We start from the raw sequence: 21,895 nt of genomic DNA on the forward strand, positions 1-21,895 counted from the left end.
ACGCGTATTGTAAAATGTAAACTATTTTAAAATTCCTGCTTTGTACGTTGCTATAGCTCTATCTCTAGCCATAGCATGCTCTACCATAGGTTTTCCGTATCCTAAATCAAATTCTTTAATCCATTTTCTAATGTAAGCTCCTTTTTCATCAAACTTTTTTTGTTGAATATCTGGATTAAAAACTCTAAAATATGGCGCTGCATCACAACCAGTTCCAGCAGCCCATTGCCAGTTGCCAACATTTGCAGACATTTCGTAATCTAATAATTTTTCTGCAAAATAGGCTTCGCCCCATTGCCATTCAATTAATAAATGTTTGCATAAAAAACTAGCTACAACCATACGGACTCTATTGTGCATGTAGCCGGTTTCATTAAGCTGACGCATACCTGCATCAACCATAGGATAACCTGTTTTTCCTTCGCACCAACGCTTAAAATCGGCTTCGTCATTGCGCCATTCAATACCGTCATACGCTGACTTGAAATTACGGTTGACCACTTTTGGGAAACTGTAAAGAATTTGCATAAAAAATTCTCTCCAAATCAATTCACTTAAAAAAACATCATTTTTATGAAAAGCCCAATTAACTAATTTGCGCACACTTACTGTCCCAAAACGCAAATGAGGTGACAAATAAGAGGTTTTATCCATAGCTGGAAAATCTCTTGTATCCTGATAATTTGATATAAACTTGAGATTATGCGGCTTAACAGTGATAGCACTTTTTTCAAAACCAATTTCGGCCAAAGAAGGCATTGCATAGGTATTCTTATGAAAATTAGCATATAATGATTCCGTATCATACTCAACAACGGGTGCCATCGTTTTGTATTTTTCTAACCATTTATTTTTAAAGGGTGTGTATACAGTATAAGGTAACCCATCAGCTTTTGTGATTTCTTTTTCTTCGAAAATTACTTGGTCTTTAAAAGCTTGTGCTTTTACATTACTTTGTGCTAACAACTCACAAATGGCAGCATCACGCTCTAGTGCATACGGCTCATAATCTTTGTTATAAAAAACATTTTGAATATCGTACTCTTGTAAAAGCGATTTCCAAACAACATGAGTTTGTCCTTTTTTCACAAGAAGTGAACTCCCTATTTGAGCTAATGCATCCTGAATGGTACTTAATGATTGATGTATAAAGTTGACCCTAGCATCATTTACTGGCAGTTTATCCAGAATAGCTTCATCAAAAATAAACAAAGGAATTACAACTCTGCTTGACTGTAAGGCCTGAAATAAACCTGCATTATCGTCTAGTCTTAAATCCCGTCTAAACCAAAAGAGAGATACTTGTTGCTTGCTCATTATTTTGAATTAAAAATTTCATCAACTTTAGTTACACGGTATTCAAAAATTGATTTTAATTTATTTTTTACAACTAAGGTGTTCATGATGCGACCCAAAATACCTAATGGCAAGCCATAATGCACCACATCAGTCATTTTTGTTCCTGAAGGGGTTTCTTCAAAGAAATGTTTGTGGTGCCAAAAGCTGTAAGGTCCAAAACGTTGTTCGTCTATGAAATAGCTGTTTTCTTTCACTTGAGTAATAATGGTCATCCAAGATAGGGTGATGCCAAAAAGTGGTGTCACTCTATATTGTATAACTTGTCCGGGATACATTGATTTTTGATCAAAATCAGTAATTTGAAAACCCATTCCTTCGGGTGTAATTTTTTGAAGGTTTTTTGGGTTCGAAAAAAAAATCCAACATTCAGCAACAGATGCATTAACATGCTGAACGGTTTCTTGTTTGTATATTTTCATAATGGCTTTGTAAAAGAAATTGGTGTTTTTGTGCGCGTGAGGGATAGTAGTGGAGCTCTTTTTTTTGGGGTTGACTTTTTTGTCAAGCCAAAAAAAAAAGCGGGAACGGATAGCCCGACCCCGCTGTAACGCTAGTGGAAGCGAGGTCACGCCCCAACGATTTTTATTACATTTTGTAGTATTTGAAGGGTACAAAAAGCATCCCGAAACATTCTCCATGTTCTTTACCTAAATGCTTGTGGTGTACTTTGTGTGCTTTACGCAAACCTATTAAATACTTGTTGTTTGTGTGTTTGAACCACTTAAAACGCTGATGAATAAGGACATCATGGATTAAGAAATAGCACAAACCATAAAACATAATACCTAGACCTATGAAAAATTTATAATTCAATCCGCCCTCTACACCGTAGTAGAAAAGAGCTATGCTTGGAGCTGCAAAAATCACAAAAAAGATGTCATTTCTCTCAAAGATGTTTGCGTATTTTGGCTGATGATGATCTGCATGAAAATACCACATGGAACCGTGCATTACATACTTATGGGTACACCAAGTAATCCCCTCCATGGTTAAAAAAGTACCAAGAAAAATCAAAAAAAATATCATTATATTATGTATTTAAGTGTAACAATTTTTATTAATGCTGAAAATTATACTAGTTTTAATTTATATGACACAAAAGATTTGGCTAGTAAACCTGCTTTTGAGTAATTTGAAACTCGAATTCTAGAACTTCCAATCTCACTACAAGGCGTATTCTCTAATTTTTTAAGTAGTTTTTTATAGTAGACAAAGGCAGTGTAAACACCAAACTTTGCCTCTATTGGAAGCTTTACAATTCCTTCATAAGCTACTCTAAAATCCTCTTCTATTTCGTTGATGATTTGTGTTTTTGCTTTTTCATCGAATGAATTGAGATCTACGCCTGGAAAATAATTACGGTTCAACACCAAATTATCATCTTTTAAATCACGTAAAAAATTCACTTTTTGAAAAGCAGAACCTAGCCTCATGGCTTCGTCTTTAAGTTGCTCGTAACGTTTATCATCACCCGCTACAAAAACTTTGAGGCACATAAGTCCTACAACATCTGCAGAGCCGTATATGTAAGCATCATACTCTTCTTTACTGTGATAATCAGATTTGATTAAATCTAGTTTCATGCTTCGTAAAAAAGCCTGTACAAGATCATCGCTAATGTTGTATTGCTTAACCGTTTGTTGAAAAGAATTCAAAATAGGGTTTAAACTTATACCTCTTTCTAGGGCTTTGTAATATTCCTCTTCAAACTCGGTAATGAGATCTTCTTTGTTGTAGCCATGAAATGTATCTACAATTTCATCTGCAAAACGCACAAAACCATAAATGCTATAAATGGCGTCTCTTATGCTAGGTGATAACATGTATACCGCTAATGAAAAAGAGGTACTGTAATTTTTTGTAACTAACTTGCTACATTTAAAAGACACATCGTCAAATAATTCTTTCATACTATTGCTCTGAAAATTGCTTATTAATTAATTCTGACACTAATTTTCCAGAAATTAATGCCGGAGGTACCCCAGGACCAGGAACCGTTAATTGACCTGTGAAATATAAATTTTTAACTTTTTTACTTTTTAACTTCGGTCTCAAAAACGCTGTTTGCAAAAGCGTATTTGCCATGCCGTATGCGTTTCCTTTGTATGAATTATACTCTGAAACAAAATCATTTTTACAAAAAGACTCTTTAAAAATAATACTTTCTCTAACATTTTGCTGTGTTAAAGTTTCAAAACGCTTGATAATTATTTCAAAATATTCCTCTCTTAAAGCCTCAGTATCATTTATTCCTGGTGCTAAAGGTACAAGAAAAAATCCAGATTCCATACCCTCAGGAGCAGCAGTTTGATCTGTTACCGATGGGAAATTTGCATAAAACAAAGGCTCTTTAGGCCATTGCGGTTCATCATAAATATCCCTAGCATGCTGATAAAAATCAACATCAAAAAATAAAGCATGATGTGATATGTTATCTAGTTTTTTATTGAAACCAACATAAAACAACAATGATGATGGAGCAAAAACTCTGCTGTCCCAATATTTTTCTGAATAAGCTCTGTATTTTTGATCTAATAATGTTTCGGTGTGGTGGTAATCAGCACCACTCAAAATTAAATCAGATGCTATGCGATCTCCGTTTATTTGAAGTGCAACTGCAGTTCCGTTTTCAACTATTATTTTGTCAACTCCCGCATTGGTTACAAATTGAACTCCTAATTCTTTTGCAAGATTTACCATGGCTCTCACCACATCAAACATTCCTGTTTTTGGATGCCAAGTTCCCAATCCGAAATCAGCAAAATTCATGAAACTATAAAAGGAGGGTGTATCTGATGGTTTTGCACCAAGGAACAATACAGGAAACTCTAAAATCTGGATTAGCCTTTCATTTTTAAATTTCTTGCGTACATCTCTACTTATGTTACTAAAAAATTCACCTACTTTTAATGCTGTTTCGGTAGTGATTAACTCTAGAGCAGAAACTCCTGGACGATATACTAAATCTTTAATAGCGATATCATAGTTGCTTTTGGCACGTGCCATAAACTTTTGCAACTTTGCACCACTACCCTTTTCAATAGACTCAAAAGTGGCAACAATTTCATCTAAATTGTCAGCAATAGTAATGAAATCATTGATTCCGTAGTATACCCTATATGCTGGTGCTAGTTTTATTAACTCATAATAATCAGTAGTTTTTTTGCCAAAATCAGCAAAAAAACGCTCAAAAACATCTGGCATCCAGTACCAGCTAGGTCCCATATCAAACGTAAAACCGTCTATTTTGAGTTGTCTTGCTCTACCTCCTAATGCATCGTTTTTTTCATAAACTATCACATTATGACCACTTTGAGCTAAATAGGAAGCTGCAGCCAAAGCAGAAAAGCCAGATCCTATTATTGTTATTTTTTTTATATCTTTCATTTGTTTAGCAAATATACAAATTGTTTAAACAAAAAATTAAATCCAATCGACTAATTCTGAAATAGAATTGAAAATTGTTATTTGTTCTGGAAGTTTGTCTTTATTTATGAACTCTACCATGCGACCAATATACCATAATTCTGTGCTGTCGTCTAATAACTCTTCTGACATCTTCTGAATATAATTATCCAGAAGATCTCGTTCTGGTTGAACCGTCATGTAAGACACATATACAATAGAGTTAAAGTGTTTTTTTAAGTCTTTTAGGTTTTCAATAGGCATACTTTCACCCAGATAAATCGTTTTGTATCCGTGTAATAACACTTCATAGTTTAAATACATCAAACCAAGTTCATGAATCTCGTTCATAGGCAAAGACAAAACAAAAACTTTATCATTCTTGGTTTGCTTCAAAACTTGAAGTTTCTCTGTATTAATTAGTAATTTTTGTTTGATTAAATAACTAATAAAATGCTCGTGTGCTGGAGTAATGGTATCGGATTGCCACAAAAGTCCTAATTCATTCATCAATGGAATAAAAACTTGATGAAAAATCTCTTTAAATGATTTCTCAGCTATTAACCAATTGTATGTGTTAAAAAACAACTCTTGATCAAAGTTCATCATAGCCATCTTAAACTCACTGATGGCGTGACTTTTTGCAGTTTTACTCGAAATTATTTCACGTACAAGCGACGGAATTTTTTCCTGAGGATAGGTTGCAATTTTTGATATCTTGTACCCATAATCATGGAGCAAGGTTATGTTTAAAAGTTTTTGTAAACTAGCCAAATCATACAAACGAATGTTAGTATCTGTACGCATGGGCTGAAGAATATCGTAACGTTTCTCCCAAATTCGTATCGTATGAGCTTTGATCCCTGAGAGGTTTTCAAGATCCTTGATACTGAATACATTTTTTACATTGTTCATCGTTTTTCAATATTTATTGAACAAATGTAAAATAAAATTTATTATAAATGATACTAAAAAGTCCAAAACAAACAAAAAGAGTCATTTTTATTTAAAACTCACAGGCTTTATAGCATTCAAAAGGTCTAAATGCAGAATTGTCTTAGAATTATCTTCATTTCTAGTGTACATAGGTTCAAACTTAGCACCATAAATTAATTCGTTAAATGTATATGATGTTCTTGTGGCAACTGTATTGCTAAACATGTCATCAAAGGCAGTTAAGAATACAATAATTTCTCCATTGGTAGATTTGAAATCCTCTTCGGTAAAACCATATAGCGGGCTGCTCTCTGTTATAGGATGAACGAGTGTCCAGCTTAAAGTGAGCACATTTATTCTTTCTAATTCTAGGTCTAATGCAAAAAATTTATTGATATAAACCTCATTTTCTTTTATGCTCATTCTAATGGTGACCTTCGCAAAAGCATCGGTAAGATTGGTATTTTTAAAAGGGGTTACTCGCATCATCAAACCCGTACCTTCTCTATACGGTGCAATGATAGCATTATGAGAAAACTTAAGAAAAGCGGTGGGCTTACTAAACCTTCCAAAAAATAAACCTGTTGCAATGGCAAAACTAAGTAATCCAATCAAGGCTTCGGCTGCAGCCAATAAACTACTCAAAAAACCAATAGGACTTATATGACCATATCCCACTGTAGTAAAGGTTTGTGCACTAAAAAAGTACGCTTGACCAAATTTACCTAACTCTGTACCAGAAATATCAATACCATTTAAATATTCTATTCCAATGAGGTAATACAAACAGGCAAAAATAAAATTCATACCAATATAAAAAAGGAGTAAGGTGCATAGAAAACGCCATCGAGGCATCTCAATCATGGTGTGGTACCAACTGATTCTATTTAAGATAAACATTCCTCTTTTTTCAACATTGGCACTTCCATCCTTGTTAATAAAACGGCCACCGTAATTATTGGCATTCGTACCAAAACCCGTATTTTGTTGTCCTTCACCTTTTAATTTCATAGCTTGTAGTATAAAACATAGACAAGAACAACCCTTAAAAGGTTTCCTTGCATGTGTTATTGAAACACCAAAAATAGAAATATTAAAAATAAGTAAGTAGCTGTAGTGTGTAAAAACATTTTTTATCAATTAATCCACTAAGATTTACAACGGTAATTCTTTACCACTTTTTTTATACATTAGTGCAAACTAAAAAACTATGAAAAAAATAACCAAAGAAGATATCAGTCAAGAGGTATTTGACTTATATGACGATTATGCACACAATAAAATTGATCGTCGCGGATTTGTAGAAAAACTATCCTTATTTGCTGTCGGTACCTTAACGCTTCCATCATTATTGAGTTTCATGTCGCCTAATTATGTGGACTCTATTTTGATACAACCCGAAGACCCCAGAATAAAATCGGGATTTATTACTTACAACTCAGATAAAGGTGGCGGACCAATAAAAGGACTTTTATCTCAACCTACTAAAACCCGAAAAAAACTACCCGGAATTATTGTAGTACATGAAAACCGAGGTCTTAATCCGTACATTGAAGATGTAGGTCGTAGAGGAGCTGTTGAAGGGTTTATAACACTTGCGCCAGATGCTTTATCTCCATTAGGTGGTTATCCTGGTAATGATGATGCAGGACGCGAACTTCAAAAGAAACGTACGCGCGAGGAAATGCTCGAAGATTTTATTGCTGCCTACCATTTTTTAAAATCGCACAAAGATTGCAACGGACATATAGGAGTTGTAGGGTTTTGTTTTGGAGGTTGGATTGCAAATATGATGGCGGTAAAAATACCAGAACTTGGTGCCGCAGTTCCTTATTATGGAGGGCAACCCACAGCTGCCGAAGCCGAACTGATTAAAACCCCTATCCTAGCCCAATACGCAGGCTTAGACACCCGTGTGAACGAAGGTTGGCCTGCTTATGAAACCATCTTAAAAAAGAACAATGTACAACATGTTGCCTATTTTTATGATGGTGTTAACCATGGTTTTCACAACAATACCACACCAAGATACGATGAAAAAGCCGCTACTTTATCTTGGACCAGAACCATTGATTTTTTCAAGCAGGAATTAAAGAAGAAATAATGAAATACAAGATTAAATTCCCAAATCATCTTTGGGAATTTTTGTTTTGGTCTATAAAAATAAGTGCTTAAACTTTTCAACTGAACGTATCATTAACGTGAATTCCTAATAAATAAAAAGAATTATATCAAAAATGAAACTAAAAATACTATCTCTCTTTGCTGTTTTATGGAGTATTAATGGAATGACGCAAGAATCCAAAGGATTGATCATAAAAGACATTAACTTAATAACAATGACCAGTCCAAATATTACTGAAAGAAAAAGCGTTTTAATTGAAAATGGCAAAATTGTAAAGATTGATGATTTCAATAAACTTTCAAAAAAATCAAACCATGAAGTAATTGAGGGTTACAACAAGTTCTTGATGCCAGGATTAGCTGAAATGCACAGCCATGTCCCTGAAGAAAAAGATGTAGAGAATTATCTTTTAGAAAATATTGCCGCAGGAGTAACTCATATTAGGGTTATGAATACAAAAACACCTCAACTTTTATTAAAAAATAAAATTGAGACAGATAGCAATATAAGTAGCCCAAAAATGCATTACAGTCATATAATATCACGTGAGGATAAATATACAGAACCGCAATTTGACAGTTTGATGGTTGCAATAAAAAAGAATAATCTTAATTTTATAAAAGTTTTTAGCATAGCTAATGAAGAAGTTTTTGACAACTTGATGAAATCGGCTAATAGAAATTCTATTATCGTTTGTGGACACTATCCTAAGGAAGTTGCACTTGAAAAAGTACTGCAATCTGGTTACAAAAGCATTGAACATCTTGCTGGCTACGAAAAAATTAATGACCAAAGTGCTCTAGCAAATGCTATTTTATTAACCAAAAAATATAGCGTTTACAACTGTCCTACGCTAGATTGGGATATTATGTCAGTAAAACTAAGTTATCCTAATGACTATAAAAATAGACTGGTTTATTTTAATGCTCCTAAAACGTATCTCGAAAAATGGGAAAAAGAATTAAACGATTATATAACTGCAAAAGGAAATGACCAAATCATACAAGCTGCAGAAAAATACAAACCTCAATTTCAATACAAACAAAAAATTCTAAAACAACTCAATGATAACAAATGCCTTTTGTTACTAGGTAGTGACCCTGCAGGCAGCTTTCAAATGAACGGATTTAATATGTACGAAGAAATGGTAAATTGGTCAAATGCTGGAATTGATACCTTTACTATTTTAAAATCGGCCACTTCAACGCCTGCATCCTTTTTTGGTGAAACCAAAAATTGGGGGACAATTGAAATAGGTAAATCTGCTGATCTAATAATTCTAGACAAAAATCCATTACAAGATATCACCAACATCAAAACAGTTGCAATCACAATCATTGAAGGTAAAGTTTATGTAAAATCAGACCTACTAAAAAAGTTAGAATCAAATTCTAAGAATTAAAAAATTGTGTGTTTCAAAATACTATCCTACGCTTACCAAAAAAATAAACAGCAAGCCAAACAAAAATTACTAAAGCTAGAACCCATTATATAACAACTCACAAGTAAATCCTAATTTTTACTTTACTGGTTTTTAATAGCCTACCTTTCCAAGAAAGTCATGGCTATAGCTCAAAAGGTTCAATTGGTAGAAGCATTATTTGACCGTCTTGAAAAGGAAATTATAGTCTTTCAGGCCCAATCACAATTAAACTGTTGTAGCGGTTGCGGCGCATGTTGCAGTACTCCTGAAATAGAAGCGTCGCCATTAGAGTTTTTGCCTTGGGCACTGCATTTATTTTTGAATGGAGAAGCTGAAAAAAAGCTGGATATGTTAAAACATAAGTCCAATACTTTTTGTTACTTGTATCAACCTCTAACCTTAGTAGATCGAGCTATGGGGCGTTGCAGCAATTACCGATATCGCGGTTTAATCTGTAGGCTTTTTGGATATGCAGCCACGAGAGACAAATACGGTCAGCTACGATTAGCGACTTGCAAAATCATAAAAGAAGGACAAAACGAACACTACAAAACTACTGAAGAAGCTATAAGTAAAGGGCTTTACATTCCTGTTTTTACAGACTATTACATGCAACTTTCCCAGATTGATGCACGTCTAGGCATTACCATGATGCCTATCAATAAAGCTTTAAGAACCGCTATTGAAGAAGTTCTACACTATTATGCCTACCGTCCTTTTCCAAAAGATTTGGGTAATATTGCTTAATCCAAAAACACAGTCCCACAAAAAAAAGCCCCATTTGGGGCTTTTTCAATATAAATATTTAGAGTTTTATTTACTCAAATACATTTTTCTTCTAGAGTACAATTCATAAAACTGATCGTCTTTCAAGTCATCAATAAATAAAATACTTTCCCCTGTTGATTTCATTTCAGGTCCTAAAGCTTTGTTCACATTGTGGAACTTACTAAAAGAAAACACGGGCTGCTTAATGGCAAATCCTTTCAACTGCGGATTGAAGTCAAAATCAGTTACTTTATTGTGGCCTAACATCACTTTTGTTGCATAATTCACATACGGTTCTCCATAGGCTTTTGCAATAAACGGCACCGTACGAGATGCTCTTGGATTAGCTTCTATAATGTATACAATATCATTTTTTATCGCAAACTGAATGTTAATTAATCCAACTGTTTTAAGTGCCAAGGCAATTTTTTGAGTATGATCTTTTATTTGTTGCATTACAAACTCACCTAAGTTGAATGGAGGTAAAGTAGCATTACTGTCTCCAGAGTGTACACCACAAGGTTCAATATGTTCCATGATCCCTATGATGTATACATTTTCACCGTCGCAAATAGCATCTGCTTCAGCTTCAATAGCACCATCTAAGTAATGATCTAAAAGTAATTTATTCCCTGGAATAGTTTTCAATAAATTAATTACGTGTTCCTCAAGTTCTTGCTTGTTGATCACAATTTTCATTCCTTGCCCCCCTAAAACATAGGATGGACGAATCAATAATGGAAAATCCAGTTGGTCTGCCAGCGCCGATGCTTCATCAGCAGTTTCTGCAATACCAAATTGCGGGAATGGAATAGCTAATTCTGTTAAAAGTTCAGAAAAACGCCCTCTATCTTCGGCTAAATCCAGTGCATCAAAACTAGTTCCTATGATTTTGATTCCGTACTTAGATAATTTTTCTGCTAATTTCAGAGCTGTTTGACCCCCTAGCTGAACAATAACCCCTTCTGGTTTTTCGTGTTGAATGATATCATAAATATGCTCCCAAAAAACAGGTTCAAAATACAATTTATCGGCTGTATCAAAATCCGTCGAAACCGTTTCGGGATTACAGTTGATCATGATGGTTTCATAGCCGCACTCTTTGGCAGCTAGTACTCCGTGTACGCAAGAATAATCAAATTCTATACCTTGCCCAATTCGATTTGGCCCTGAGCCCAAAACAATAATTTTCTTTTTATCAGTTACAATACTTTCATTATCCACATAACGTGTACCATCTGCTTTTTCAATTTCAGCTTCAAATGTAGAATAATAGTATGGTGTTTGCGCTTTAAACTCTGCAGCACAAGTATCTACCAGTTTAAATACGCGGTTGATATTTTTAGCGGTACGCAAATCATGAACTTGGCTTTCTAAGCAACCCATCATGTGCGCAATTTGTCTGTCAGCAAACCCTTTTTGTTTGGCTTCAAGTAATAATTCTCTTGGCAAAGTTTCAACTTTATAGTTTGAAATTTCTTTTTCTAAAGTATAAAGTTCTTCATATTGCTTCAAGAACCACATGTCTATTTTAGTGATTTCATGAATGCGGCTCAACGGAATTCCCATGGCAATAGCATCATAAATCACAAACACACGATCCCAACTTGCAAAAGTTAGTTTCTCAATAATTTGTTCGTAGTTGGTGTATCCTTTTCCGTCAGCTCCTAAACCATTTCTTTTTATTTCCAATGATTGAGTGGCTTTATGAAGAGCTTCTTGAAACGAACGCCCAATTCCCATTACCTCACCAACAGATTTCATTTGAAGTCCTAAAGTTCTGTCAGCTCCTTCAAACTTATCAAAGTTCCAACGTGGTATTTTTACAATAACATAATCTAAAGTCGGTTCAAACAAAGCCGAAGTTGACTTGGTAATTTGATTTTGTAATTCATCTAGATTGTAACCCAACGCCAGTTTAGAGGCGATTTTTGCAATTGGATATCCTGTTGCTTTTGATGCCAAAGCAGAAGAACGAGATACACGAGGATTGATCTCAATGGCTACAATATCTTCTTTATCATCTGGAGAAACAGCAAATTGTACGTTACATCCACCCGCAAAATTCCCTATGCTACGCATCATCAAGATAGCATAATCACGCATTTTTTGAAATGTTGTATCAGATAAAGTCATCGCTGGCGCAACTGTGATCGAATCTCCAGTGTGAATCCCCATCGGGTCCATATTTTCGATAGAACAAATGATAACTACATTATCGTTTTTGTCTCTCAAAAGTTCCAATTCATATTCTTTCCATCCCATCAAAGCTTTGTCAATCAAAACTTCATGTATAGGAGAAGCTTCTAAACCTCTAGTTAAAAGCTCATCAAAATCTTCTTTTTTGTATACAATAGCCGCTCCTGTTCCTCCTAAAGTAAATGAAGGACGAATTACCAATGGAAAACCAAATTCCTGTGCAATTTCTTTTCCTCTTAGGTAGGACGTACAAATTTCGGCAGGTGCAGTAGGTACATTGATTCTTTTTAGCAAAGCTTTAAATTGATCTCTATCTTCTGTAATATTGATGGCATTAACATCAACCCCAATTAATCGTACTCCAAAATCTTCCCAAATTCCCTTTTCTTCTGCCTCAAGACATAAATTCAAAGCCGTTTGTCCTCCCATAGTTGGCAATACCGCATCAATTTGAGGATGTGCTTTTAAAATTTCAATGATTGACTTTGTTGTCAATGGCTTCAAATAAACATGATCAGCCATTGAGGGGTCAGTCATAATTGTAGCTGGGTTAGAGTTGATTAAGATGACCTCAATTCCTTCTTCACGAATAGAACGTGCCGATTGTGAACCTGCATAATCAAATTCACAAGCTTGACCAATTACTATAGGACCTGAGCCTATTATCAAAACGGATTTTATAGATGTATCTTTTGGCATTTTATGTAGTGTTGTGTTGTTGTTGTTTATAATTATTAAAAGTATCAAAAATAGACACTTAACTGTAAAATAACCTGTCCTTTTTTAACGAATAGGTATAAAAAAAGGCGATACTAAAAAAAGTAACGCCTTAATTATGTTTATAAAAACATTATTTTTTGTGTCTTGGTTCACTAGAAACAGTCAATTTATGTCTTCCTTTAGCTCTTCTACGCGCAAGAACTTTTCTTCCATTAGCAGAAGCCATTCTGTCCATAAATCCGTGCTTATTTCTTCTTTTTCTTTTCGATGGTTGAAATGTTCTTTTGCTCATTGCTTTGTATCTTTAAAATCTTATTTATATGTCTACTAATTTGAATAATTGTTTATTCGAAAACCGAGTGCAAATATACAAAGACTTTTTTTCCTCACAAGTAGTTTTGCAAAATTATTTTCAATTCATTTTACTATATTTGTAATCTTAAATTAAACATACTATGTTTCACAGAAATATCAAACTTATTATTGCCGGACTTATTGTAGCTACTGGCATTTGGCAATTCACAGAGAGCAATATTGGTAATGGAATTTTTCTTTTACTAATCAGTGTTATCCCCGTATTTTTATACTTTAAAAATGAATTTATCCTTTTAGCATTTCTAAAATTAAGAAAACAAGACTTTGAAGGTGCAAAAAAATGGTTAGCATACATTAAAAATCCAGAAACAGCATTGATACAAAAACAACAAGGTTATTTCAATTACCTTCACGGAATTATGCTTTCTCAAACCAATATCAATCAAGCTGAGAAATATTTCAAAAAAGCAATTGAATTGGGGTTATCAATGGATATGGATTTGGCTGTAGCCAAATTAAACCTTGCTGGTGTAGCCATGACGAGACGTCGTAAGTTAGAGGCAACAACATTATTGAACGAAGCTAAAAAATTAGACAAACAAAACATGCTGAAGGAACAAATTGTAATGATGAAAGAGCAAATGAAAAAGATGTAACTCTTTTTTTTAATAAATTAATTACGAACCACTTACAATTGTAAGTGGTTTTTTTATGCCTATTACAGTTTATCGATTTTTTTGGTAATTGAACGATTTTTTTAACATCAATAAACTTATTAACATACTTTTAAACAATAATTGAAATATATGTGGAGAAAATTATACTTATTGTTGTTTTTCCTCTTTACCACAGGCAACTATGCTCAAGATAGTATTGTCTATTTTTCCGATGCGGTAAAACGCAATATAAAACCTTATAAATCAGCAAGTGCAATTGCTTTTGAAAACAAAGACTTCACAGAGGGCAAGCGGTTATTTGACTCACTAGTTCAACACAAACTAAATGGAACTCTATTTGATGATTTTACCATAAAAGGATATAATTCAAAAAAAGTAATACTCCATAAAATAAACAAACCCATTTTATTAGTCACTTATGCCAGCTGGTGCGTACGTAACAAAGGAGATGCTCCAGCTTTGAATACCCTAGCAAATAAATATGGTAATGATTTACAAATAGTCATAGTTTTTTGGGATAAAAAGAAAAATTTAAAAAAAACAGTAAATCAATTTAATTCTAAAATCAAGATTTGTTACGCTAATGAAGCCTATCAAAATGATTTTAAAATAGTAGCCACTTTAAAGCACACATTAGGAATGCCTACCGTTTACTACATAGACGAAAATAAAAAGGTGGTAACTATTAACCGAATTAAAAATCAAAATAAAATAAAAATTTCTAAGGACGCAGCATTTGCTATGAGTTATTCTCTTTTTGAAGATATGATACGCACAACAAATACTAAATTAAGCCTCAATACAACTACAAGAAAACATTAAACACACTGTTTACACACAATATTTCAAATCTCATAACTATCCGTAATTATAAGTGGTAATTTCTCATTCAACCATTTGTATTTATTTAAAATCATAATGTGAGTACCTCCTTTTACAACAATACATTTTTTTATATTTTTTATAGGAAAAACATCATCTTGATCGCCATGAATGTGCACTACGCTTTCATCAATTGTAACTCTATCCCAAAGCACCACCTGCTCTACAGCCCAGGTTAAATAACGAATATCCCTTACCGATAAAAATTTCTCATACAACTTGAGTCTTTGATTCACTTTTTCACCAAAAGAGAATTTAGCTAAAGTTTCTATATTCAAAATCAAGTTCATCGGGATTAATTTATAAGCTTTAGTAGATTTCGCTACCTTTAATCTAAGAGGGAACTCAGCATTACTCTTGACACTGGAAATAATAATAACTTTGCTAACCTCAATATGTTTGGCCATTTCCTGAACTAAAATACCTCCAAAAGAGACCCCTACTAAAACAGGATTTCTATGAACTATTTTATCTGCTATTCTCTTGGCGTATGCTATTAAGGTTTCATTATCAAATGGAATTTCCCACTCCAAGTAATGCATTTCAAAATCTGTCTCAGGTAATTTTATACGCTCAAAAATAGTTGTACTAGCTGCCAACCCAGGCATAAAATAGACATGTGTTTTACTCATAATTGCTTTTAACTTATTTATAACATCTTTAAGGATTATAATCCCGAAATTTGTTTAAAATTAATTTTTTTTTAGAAAATACACCCATATCAAATCATATATTAATATTAAATTATGACTTCGCAACTATATAAAGCAAATACAAGAGGTACTGCCGATTTTGGTTGGCTTCAAGCTAATTTTTCTTTTTCGTTTGGAAACTATTTCAATCCAGAACGTGTACAATTTGGAATGTTGCGCGTACTAAATGACGATACCATTGCTGCAGGCGCAGGTTTTGGTACGCACGGTCACGCCAATATGGAAATCATCACGATTCCACTTGAAGGTGGCTTGATGCACAAAGACAGCATGGGTAACGAAGGTATTATTCGCTTTGGCGAAGTGCAAGTAATGAGTGCCGGTAGCGGAGTGGAACATTCTGAAATGAACGCCAGCAAAACAGAACGCACTAAGACTTTACAGTTATGGGTTTTTCCAGATACAGAAGAAGTAACACCTCGCTACGACCAAAAATCATTTGACCTAGAACAGCACAAAAACACTTTCATAAACGTAGTTTCACCAAAAGACCAAAACGATGGAAACGCGCTTTGGGTGCACCAAAAAACGTTTTTCAACTTAGGTATTTTTGACGAGAACACTGCGGTAAACCACCCGATTCAGATTCCTAACAACGGGGTTTATTTATTTTTGATAGAAGGTGAAATTGAAATAAACAACCAAATTCTGACTGCAAGAGATGCAATCGGAATAACCGCGACAACTGCAATTGACATTAAAATTAATAGTACAGCTAAAATACTGTTGATTGAAGTACCAATGCAGCAGTAACCATCCTTATTTTTATGGAAATTAAAGACAATACATTTTCGAGACAATTTGAAACCAATAGCCCACAAGGTTTACTAGCTGTGGAGTATTCTTTTCAAGAAAAGAAAATCTTTCTCACCAAAATTCACAAACCAGAAGGATTTAATGATGAAGATTTTTTGAATGATTTCCTAAAAAGTATCTTAGAAAATGCCATCGAGCAAAAGTGGAAAGTAGTTCCTATTTTACCACGAATTGTGCAGTTTTTTAAAAAATTTCCACAATACAAAGAATTACTTCCTCCCGGAATTAGACTATAAACTAAAAGCGACTGCATTATTCCTGCAGTCGCTTTTCTATTTTAGATCAAAAATTTTACTTTTCGATTTCACGCATATTTTCCATTTTCTTATTTGCTAAGAAACCGGTAATATCTTCAAAGTGCTCTACAACACGTTTGTTCCCAAATTCAAAGACCTTTGTTGCTAATCCGTCAAGGAAATCACGATCGTGCGACACCAAAATTAAAGTACCATCAAAATCACGCAAGGCATCTTTGATAATGTCTTTGGTTTTCATGTCTAAGTGATTAGAAGGCTCATCCAGAATTAATAAATTCACTGGCTCTAGCAACAATTTAATCATCGCCAAACGCGTTTTCTCTCCACCTGAAAGTACTTTTACTTTTTTGGTCACATCGTCACCATGAAACATGAATGCACCTAAGATATTTTTTATTTGAGTTCGCACATCTCCTACTGCAATGCCGTCAATTGTTTCAAAAATAGTAGCATTTTCATCTAATAAAGCAGCTTGGTTTTGAGCAAAATAACCAATTTGCGCGTTGTGCCCAATTTCTACACTTCCAGAATCAATACCAATTTCCTTCATGATGGCTTTGATCATGGTCGATTTACCTTCACCATTTTTACCTACAAAGGCTACTTTTTGACCTCTTTCGATCACTAAATTTGCATCTTTAAAAACCACATGATCGCCATACGATTTTGACATTTCTTTCACTATGACAGGATATTGTCCCGAACGAGCTGCTGGCGGAAATTTCAAACGCAAAGCAGAAGTATCAACCTCATCTACTTCAACAATAACTAATTTTTCTAACATTTTAACTCGTGATTGAACTGCATCTGTCTTAGAGAAAGTACCACGAAATCTATCAATAAAAGCTTGATTGTCTGCAATAAATCGTTGTTGCTCATCATACGCTTTTTGCTGGTGAATACGACGGTCTTTGCGCAATTCTAAGTAATGCGTATACTTGGCTTTGTAGTCGTAAATACGTCCCATTGTTACTTCAATAGTACGATTGGTAATATTATCTACAAAAGCTCTATCGTGCGAAATTACCACAACTGCTTTGGCTGAATTAATCAAAAAGTCTTCTAACCATTGAATACTTTCGATATCCATGTGGTTAGTAGGCTCATCTAATAATATTAAATCCGGTTTTCTCAAAAGAATTTTAGCCAACTCAATTCGCATTCTCCATCCTCCTGAAAACTCCGAAGTTTGACGAGTAAAATCAGCACGTTCAAAACCCAAACCAGTTAAGATTTTCTCTACTTCGGCTTCGTAATTGACTTCTTCAATAGCGTAAAACTTCTCGCTTAAGTCTGAAACTCTTTCGATTAATTTCATATACGCATCACTTTCATAATCCGTTCGAATAGTCAACTGCTCGTTGATTTCATCAATCTCGGCTTTCATTTGAAAAATTTCACCAAAAGCTTTTGATGCTTCCTCCATAACAGTAGCACCATCAGTTGTTAGCAAATGCTGAGGCAAATAAGCTACTACTGCATCTTTTGGCGCAGAGATATTTCCTGTTGAAGGCTTACTTTGTCCTGCAATAATTTTAAGTAAGGTAGATTTACCCGCGCCATTTTTACCCATAAGGGCGATTTTGTCATTTTCATTAATGGCAAAAGAAACATCACTAAAAAGCGTTGTACCACCAAATTGCACCGAAATATCGTTTACTGTAATCATTATTTGAGTTTAAAGTTTAATGTTCAAAAGTATAAAGGATTCAATATTTTATGAAACCCTTTTTTTGAAGGTGCAAAGATAGATTAAATAAGGAATTGAGCAATTTTTAATTTTTTATGCCAGAAACTAAAAACCGCTAATTCACGAATTTAAAATTTGCGAATTAGCGGTTATTTAATGGCTTTTTATTTTTCAAACAAGAAGTATTTATTCTTTTCTCCACTTTTTAGTTTCCTCAAAAACATGTTCTAAAATAGCCGCTTCTCTTTCATCAAACTCTATATCTCTGCGGCTCATAACTAATCGGGCTGTTTCAAAAGCTTTTTTAGTAATGTACGTTGTAAATCCAGCTGCACCACCCCATGAAAAACTTGGTACAAAATTGCGTGGAAAACCACTTCCAAAAACATTAGCACTCACACCTATCACTGTTCCTGTATTGAACATCGTATTAATACCACATTTACTATGATCGCCCATCATCAAACCACAAAACTGAAGTCCTGTTTTAACAAATCCCTCTGTTTCATAGCTCCATAATTTTACTTCCTCATAATTGTTTTTCAAATTAGAGTTGTTGCTATCGGCACCTATATTACACCATTCTCCAAGAACCGAATTTCCTAAAAATCCATCATGACCTTTATTAGAATATCCAAATAAAACTGAATTATTAATTTCCCCACCTACTTTAGAATAAGGTCCAACAGTGGTTGCACCATAAATTTTGGTCGCTAATTTCACCTTTGCATTATCACATAAAGCAAATGGACCTCTAATCACAGAGCCTTCCATAATTTCTGCATCCTTACCTATATAAATAGGACCTGTAGATGCGTTCAAAGTTACAAACTCTAACTTTGCTCCTTCCTCAATAAATATATTCTCGGGTGCAATTACATTTACACTCTTCGGAATGGGTTGTGATTGTCTGTCTTCGGTTAAAAATTCAAAATCTTCTCTAATAGCAGCATCATTTTTAGCAAAAATATCCCATGGATTATGAACCGTCAAACAATCTTCATTATACTCTATTATCTCATAAGTATCAAAATCTACTTCTTCTTGTTCTTCTGTAGTGTAAAAAGCAATTACTTCATCTCCTTTAAAAATAGCTTGATTAGGCTCTAAGTTGCTTACCATCTCTGCTAAAACCGCATTAGGAAGATACGAAGCATTAATCATTACATTGACTTCAAGTTCCACCATTGGATATTTTTCTGATAAATATTCCTCTGTAAGCGTTGTGGTAGTTGACCCTAGATGCAATTCCCATTTTTGTCTAATAGTCATGATACCAATCAAGATATCAGCAACAGGACGAGTAAATGTAAAAGGCAACAAGGCATTTCTTGAAGGTCCGTCAAAAAGGATGTAATTCATAGTGTAGATTATTTATAAGTATATCGGTGTCAACTTCACCTGCATGTTTCTAATATTGACTTCAAAGTTACAAAGTTTTCAAATAAATAGCATAAAAAAAGCCTTTCATAAAGAAAGGCTTTGCTATTATAAAAAACAAGTTAAAATTATTTAACGTGTTTAGCGTATTTAGTTTTGAATTTATCAATACGTCCTGCAGTATCGATAAGTTTAGATTTACCTGTGTAAAAAGGGTGAGATGTTCTAGAGATCTCCATTTTTACAACTGGGTATTCAACACCATCAACAGTTATTGTTTCTTTAGTATCTGCAGTAGATTTAGTAATAAAAACTTCTTCATTTGACATGTCTTTGAAGGCTACTAATCTGTAATTTTCTGGGTGAATTCCTTTTTTCATCTTGTAAATCTTTTTTATTTGTTAATTATAAGTTGCTTTGAAGCTTTTCTTCTTACAGAAAAGGTATAAACTCCTCATAACTTTTTGTTTTATACTTTTATTTTGAGTGTGCAAATTTACACTATTTTTTCAATAAACAAATCTTTGTCGCGTTTTTTTTAAAATGATGTAAAAAGTTATTTTTAGCTATGTATATATTGGGAATTACTATATTTGTAGATTAATTTTAAAACTAACTAAAATGATCAACGAAATTATTAAAAAAAACGCAGTTAAATACGGTATTATTTCTGCTTTATTTGGAGTTTTCGCAACCACATTTATGTATGTGATTGACATAAATTTATTTGTAAACATCGGTCTTGGATTTGGAATTCTTGGTGTATATTTATTAATAGGTATCATTTTACTAAGCGCTACAAAAAAAGAAATGCAAAACAAATTTTCTTATAAAGAAGCGTTTACTACATACTTTTTATCAGCATTGATTGGAATTACTATATCAACTGCATTTAGCTTACTACTTTTTAATGTAATCGATACTGAAGCTAGAGATTTAGTAAGTGAAATTTTTATTAAAAATCAGATAAAAATGTTTGAAAGTTTTGGAATGCCACCAAGTCAAATTAAAGAAACAGTTGAAGAGTTAGAAAAAAACTCCCAATTTTCTGTAAAAGGATTGTTTTTTGGTTTTCTTCAGTCTCTATTAGGTGCAATAATTTTTGGTTTAATTTTAGCAGCATTTTTTAAAAGCAAATCTACACAAGAATAAAAATTAATGAATTTATCTATACTAATTCCTCTTTTAAACGAAGAGGAATCACTTCATGAACTTTACTCATGGATCATTAAAGTGGTTCAATCCCACAATTATACCTATGAAATCATTTTTCTGGATGATGGTAGCATTGATAATTCTTGGGCACTCATTGAAGGCTTTTCAAAAGAGAATCCTCATGTAAAAGGAGTACGTTTTATGAAAAACTTTGGAAAATCACAGGCATTACATGCTGGTTTTGCTAAAGCTCAAGGAGATGTCATCATTACCATGGATGCTGATTTGCAAGATAGTCCTGAAGAAATTCCGGGATTGTATGATATGATTACCAATGGCAAATACGATTTGGTTTCGGGTTGGAAAAAGAAACGCTACGACTCTGTAGTAGCTAAAAATTTACCATCGAAACTATTTAATTGGGCAGCAAGAAAAACATCTGGAGTTGAATTGAATGATTTCAATTGCGGCTTGAAAGCGTACAAAAATATTGTTGTTAAGAATATCGAAGTTTCTGGTGAAATGCACCGTTATATTCCGGTATTGGCTAAGAATGCAGGATTTGGCAAAATTGGTGAAAAAGTGGTACAACATCAAGCCAGAAAATATGGTGAAACTAAATTTGGGATGGAACGTTTTATTAACGGATTCTTAGATTTAATTACCATTTGGTTTTTGTCTCGCTTTGGCAAAAGACCCATGCACCTTTTTGGCGCCATAGGATCTTTGATGTTCATCATCGGTTTTATGCTTGCTGGTTACATCGGTATTTCAAAGTTATACCACATGTACAACGATATGCGTTATAGCCTAGTGACCAATAATCCTTGGTTTTATATTGCCTTGACCACAATGGTTTTGGGAACACAATTATTTCTAGCTGGATTTCTGGGAGAAATCATTTTGAGAACAAAAAACAATGAAGAGCGTTATAAGATTTCTGATACCGCTAATTTTGATTAAAGAAAATTATTTATAAAAATAAACAATAAATATAACGGAAATTCAATAAGTAATAAAGTACTTACGTAAATTAAAAAGAGAACTTATACCATACTTTACAGCAATATGGCTT

At 33.7% G+C, this 21,895-nt stretch carries 22 protein-coding genes; 9 read left to right on the plus strand and 13 right to left on the minus strand.

From position 1 onward, the window contains the following. Nucleotides 1-21: 21 nt before the first annotated feature. The 7 genes from LQ189_RS10430 to LQ189_RS10460 all read right to left on the minus strand — a co-directional run bounded on the left by LQ189_RS10430 (nucleotide 22) and on the right by LQ189_RS10460 (nucleotide 6,711). Nucleotides 22-1,317 (minus strand): deoxyribodipyrimidine photo-lyase, encoded by a 1,296-nt coding sequence (locus LQ189_RS10430; protein WP_230156555.1) that lies wholly within the window; start codon nucleotides 1,315-1,317, stop codon nucleotides 22-24. Beyond that, nucleotides 1,317-1,778 (minus strand): SRPBCC family protein, encoded by a 462-nt coding sequence (locus LQ189_RS10435; RefSeq protein WP_230156557.1) that lies wholly within the window; start codon nucleotides 1,776-1,778, stop codon nucleotides 1,317-1,319. The genes LQ189_RS10430 and LQ189_RS10435 overlap by 1 nt, the downstream gene beginning before the upstream one ends. 166 nt (nucleotides 1,779-1,944) lie before the next feature. Beyond that, a complete protein-coding gene (locus tag LQ189_RS10440) occupies nucleotides 1,945-2,385 on the minus strand; it encodes a sterol desaturase family protein (RefSeq protein ID WP_086453567.1) in 441 nt (146 codons plus the stop codon). Between the two features lie 44 nt (nucleotides 2,386-2,429). Beyond that, nucleotides 2,430-3,269 carry a phytoene/squalene synthase family protein gene (locus tag LQ189_RS10445; RefSeq protein ID WP_230156559.1) on the minus strand — a complete coding sequence of 280 codons (840 nt, stop codon included), beginning with the start codon at nucleotides 3,267-3,269 and terminating at the stop codon, nucleotides 2,430-2,432. 1 nt (nucleotide 3,270) lies between these two features. Then, on the minus strand, nucleotides 3,271-4,746 hold the full coding sequence (locus LQ189_RS10450; protein WP_230156560.1) for an NAD(P)/FAD-dependent oxidoreductase: 1,476 nt from the start codon (nucleotides 4,744-4,746) through the stop codon (nucleotides 3,271-3,273). 36 nt (nucleotides 4,747-4,782) lie between these two features. Further along, on the minus strand, nucleotides 4,783-5,679 hold the full coding sequence (locus LQ189_RS10455; RefSeq protein WP_086453564.1) for a MerR family transcriptional regulator: 897 nt from the start codon (nucleotides 5,677-5,679) through the stop codon (nucleotides 4,783-4,785). Between the two features lie 87 nt (nucleotides 5,680-5,766). Continuing rightward, nucleotides 5,767-6,711, minus strand: coding sequence for an ion channel (locus tag LQ189_RS10460; RefSeq protein ID WP_086453563.1), 945 nt, complete (start codon nucleotides 6,709-6,711; stop codon nucleotides 5,767-5,769). Nucleotides 6,712-6,910: 199 nt separating this feature from the next. On the opposite strand from LQ189_RS10460, the gene LQ189_RS10465 reads away from it, so the two are divergent. The 3 genes from LQ189_RS10465 (at nucleotide 6,911) to LQ189_RS10475 (ending at nucleotide 9,995) form a co-directional block, all read left to right on the plus strand. Then, nucleotides 6,911-7,804, plus strand: a complete 894-nt coding sequence (locus LQ189_RS10465; RefSeq protein WP_230156561.1) for a dienelactone hydrolase family protein — start codon at nucleotides 6,911-6,913, stop codon at nucleotides 7,802-7,804. 133 nt (nucleotides 7,805-7,937) lie between these two features. Beyond that, a complete protein-coding gene (locus tag LQ189_RS10470) occupies nucleotides 7,938-9,227 on the plus strand; it encodes an amidohydrolase family protein (RefSeq protein WP_230156563.1) in 1,290 nt (429 codons plus the stop codon). A gap of 159 nt (nucleotides 9,228-9,386) precedes the next feature. Beyond that, nucleotides 9,387-9,995, plus strand: coding sequence for a YkgJ family cysteine cluster protein (locus LQ189_RS10475; protein ID WP_230156565.1), 609 nt, complete (start codon nucleotides 9,387-9,389; stop codon nucleotides 9,993-9,995). A gap of 66 nt (nucleotides 9,996-10,061) precedes the next feature. Here LQ189_RS10475 and carB read toward each other — a convergent pair whose 3' ends face one another. Both carB and rpmH read right to left on the minus strand, forming a co-directional pair. After that, entirely contained in the window at nucleotides 10,062-12,914 is a 2,853-nt protein-coding gene (gene carB, locus LQ189_RS10480) for a carbamoyl-phosphate synthase large subunit (RefSeq protein ID WP_230156572.1), read from the minus strand. A gap of 151 nt (nucleotides 12,915-13,065) precedes the next feature. Continuing rightward, nucleotides 13,066-13,227, minus strand: a complete 162-nt coding sequence (gene rpmH / locus LQ189_RS10485; protein WP_008464848.1) for a 50S ribosomal protein L34 — start codon at nucleotides 13,225-13,227, stop codon at nucleotides 13,066-13,068. A 163-nt stretch (nucleotides 13,228-13,390) separates the two neighbouring features. On the opposite strand from rpmH, the gene LQ189_RS10490 reads away from it, so the two are divergent. Both LQ189_RS10490 and LQ189_RS10495 read left to right on the plus strand, forming a co-directional pair. Continuing rightward, entirely contained in the window at nucleotides 13,391-13,906 is a 516-nt protein-coding gene (locus LQ189_RS10490) for a DUF2892 domain-containing protein (protein WP_230156580.1), read from the plus strand. A gap of 150 nt (nucleotides 13,907-14,056) precedes the next feature. Then, complete coding sequence (locus LQ189_RS10495; protein ID WP_230156582.1) at nucleotides 14,057-14,749, plus strand: thioredoxin family protein; 693 nt, start codon at nucleotides 14,057-14,059, stop codon at nucleotides 14,747-14,749. Between the two features lie 23 nt (nucleotides 14,750-14,772). On the opposite strand, the gene LQ189_RS10500 is transcribed toward LQ189_RS10495, so the two are convergent. After that, nucleotides 14,773-15,441 carry an alpha/beta hydrolase gene (locus LQ189_RS10500; protein WP_230156584.1) on the minus strand — a complete coding sequence of 223 codons (669 nt, stop codon included), beginning with the start codon at nucleotides 15,439-15,441 and terminating at the stop codon, nucleotides 14,773-14,775. A gap of 114 nt (nucleotides 15,442-15,555) precedes the next feature. On the opposite strand from LQ189_RS10500, the gene LQ189_RS10505 reads away from it, so the two are divergent. Together LQ189_RS10505 and LQ189_RS10510 are read left to right on the plus strand one after the other, a co-directional pair. After that, nucleotides 15,556-16,275 (plus strand): pirin family protein, encoded by a 720-nt coding sequence (locus LQ189_RS10505; RefSeq protein ID WP_230156586.1) that lies wholly within the window; start codon nucleotides 15,556-15,558, stop codon nucleotides 16,273-16,275. Nucleotides 16,276-16,289: 14 nt separating this feature from the next. Beyond that, nucleotides 16,290-16,574 carry a GNAT family N-acetyltransferase gene (locus LQ189_RS10510; protein ID WP_158729363.1) on the plus strand — a complete coding sequence of 95 codons (285 nt, stop codon included), beginning with the start codon at nucleotides 16,290-16,292 and terminating at the stop codon, nucleotides 16,572-16,574. 55 nt (nucleotides 16,575-16,629) lie between these two features. Here LQ189_RS10510 and LQ189_RS10515 read toward each other — a convergent pair whose 3' ends face one another. The 3 genes from LQ189_RS10515 to LQ189_RS10525 form a co-directional block, all read right to left on the minus strand. Next, the gene (locus tag LQ189_RS10515) at nucleotides 16,630-18,264 is read right to left on the minus strand and encodes an ABC-F family ATP-binding cassette domain-containing protein (RefSeq protein WP_230156588.1); all 1,635 of its coding nucleotides are present in this window, start codon (nucleotides 18,262-18,264) and stop codon (nucleotides 16,630-16,632) included. Between the two features lie 207 nt (nucleotides 18,265-18,471). Next, nucleotides 18,472-19,647 carry a GlmU family protein gene (locus LQ189_RS10520; RefSeq protein ID WP_086455157.1) on the minus strand — a complete coding sequence of 392 codons (1,176 nt, stop codon included), beginning with the start codon at nucleotides 19,645-19,647 and terminating at the stop codon, nucleotides 18,472-18,474. 146 nt (nucleotides 19,648-19,793) lie between these two features. Continuing rightward, a complete protein-coding gene (locus LQ189_RS10525; RefSeq protein WP_086455156.1) occupies nucleotides 19,794-20,045 on the minus strand; it encodes a type B 50S ribosomal protein L31 in 252 nt (83 codons plus the stop codon). 241 nt (nucleotides 20,046-20,286) lie between these two features. Here LQ189_RS10525 and LQ189_RS10530 point away from each other — a divergent pair, with 241 nt between their 5' ends. Beyond that, nucleotides 20,287-20,817: a DUF4199 domain-containing protein gene (locus LQ189_RS10530; RefSeq protein WP_230156589.1), complete on the plus strand. Its 531-nt coding sequence runs from the start codon at nucleotides 20,287-20,289 to the stop codon at nucleotides 20,815-20,817. Between the two features lie 6 nt (nucleotides 20,818-20,823). Continuing rightward, complete coding sequence (locus tag LQ189_RS10535; RefSeq protein WP_086455560.1) at nucleotides 20,824-21,783, plus strand: glycosyltransferase family 2 protein; 960 nt, start codon at nucleotides 20,824-20,826, stop codon at nucleotides 21,781-21,783. Nucleotides 21,784-21,895 lie beyond the last annotated feature (112 nt).

Origin of the sequence: Flavobacterium sp. CECT 9288 (genome assembly GCF_918731615.1) — a bacterium.
Taxonomy (GTDB): domain Bacteria; phylum Bacteroidota; class Bacteroidia; order Flavobacteriales; family Flavobacteriaceae; genus Flavobacterium.

Coding starts and splice junctions, on each gene's coding strand:
- LQ189_RS10525 (WP_086455156.1), bottom strand. CDS start 20,045: ATGAAAAAAGGAATTCACCCAGAAAATTACAGATTAGTAGCCTTCAAA.
- LQ189_RS10500 (WP_230156584.1), bottom strand. CDS start 15,441: ATGAGTAAAACACATGTCTATTTTATGCCTGGGTTGGCAGCTAGTACA.
- rpmH (WP_008464848.1), bottom strand. CDS start 13,227: ATGAGCAAAAGAACATTTCAACCATCGAAAAGAAAAAGAAGAAATAAG.
- LQ189_RS10450 (WP_230156560.1), bottom strand. CDS start 4,746: ATGAAAGATATAAAAAAAATAACAATAATAGGATCTGGCTTTTCTGCT.
- LQ189_RS10455 (WP_086453564.1), bottom strand. CDS start 5,679: ATGAACAATGTAAAAAATGTATTCAGTATCAAGGATCTTGAAAACCTC.
- LQ189_RS10440 (WP_086453567.1), bottom strand. CDS start 2,385: ATGATATTTTTTTTGATTTTTCTTGGTACTTTTTTAACCATGGAGGGG.
- LQ189_RS10460 (WP_086453563.1), bottom strand. CDS start 6,711: ATGAAATTAAAAGGTGAAGGACAACAAAATACGGGTTTTGGTACGAAT.
- carB (WP_230156572.1), bottom strand. CDS start 12,914: ATGCCAAAAGATACATCTATAAAATCCGTTTTGATAATAGGCTCAGGT.
- LQ189_RS10470 (WP_230156563.1), top strand. CDS start 7,938: ATGAAACTAAAAATACTATCTCTCTTTGCTGTTTTATGGAGTATTAAT.
- LQ189_RS10530 (WP_230156589.1), top strand. CDS start 20,287: ATGATCAACGAAATTATTAAAAAAAACGCAGTTAAATACGGTATTATT.
- LQ189_RS10435 (WP_230156557.1), bottom strand. CDS start 1,778: ATGAAAATATACAAACAAGAAACCGTTCAGCATGTTAATGCATCTGTT.
- LQ189_RS10535 (WP_086455560.1), top strand. CDS start 20,824: ATGAATTTATCTATACTAATTCCTCTTTTAAACGAAGAGGAATCACTT.
- LQ189_RS10510 (WP_158729363.1), top strand. CDS start 16,290: ATGGAAATTAAAGACAATACATTTTCGAGACAATTTGAAACCAATAGC.
- LQ189_RS10515 (WP_230156588.1), bottom strand. CDS start 18,264: ATGATTACAGTAAACGATATTTCGGTGCAATTTGGTGGTACAACGCTT.
- LQ189_RS10475 (WP_230156565.1), top strand. CDS start 9,387: ATGGCTATAGCTCAAAAGGTTCAATTGGTAGAAGCATTATTTGACCGT.
- LQ189_RS10520 (WP_086455157.1), bottom strand. CDS start 19,647: ATGAATTACATCCTTTTTGACGGACCTTCAAGAAATGCCTTGTTGCCT.
- LQ189_RS10490 (WP_230156580.1), top strand. CDS start 13,391: ATGTTTCACAGAAATATCAAACTTATTATTGCCGGACTTATTGTAGCT.
- LQ189_RS10445 (WP_230156559.1), bottom strand. CDS start 3,269: ATGAAAGAATTATTTGACGATGTGTCTTTTAAATGTAGCAAGTTAGTT.
- LQ189_RS10430 (WP_230156555.1), bottom strand. CDS start 1,317: ATGAGCAAGCAACAAGTATCTCTCTTTTGGTTTAGACGGGATTTAAGA.
- LQ189_RS10465 (WP_230156561.1), top strand. CDS start 6,911: ATGAAAAAAATAACCAAAGAAGATATCAGTCAAGAGGTATTTGACTTA.
- LQ189_RS10495 (WP_230156582.1), top strand. CDS start 14,057: ATGTGGAGAAAATTATACTTATTGTTGTTTTTCCTCTTTACCACAGGC.
- LQ189_RS10505 (WP_230156586.1), top strand. CDS start 15,556: ATGACTTCGCAACTATATAAAGCAAATACAAGAGGTACTGCCGATTTT.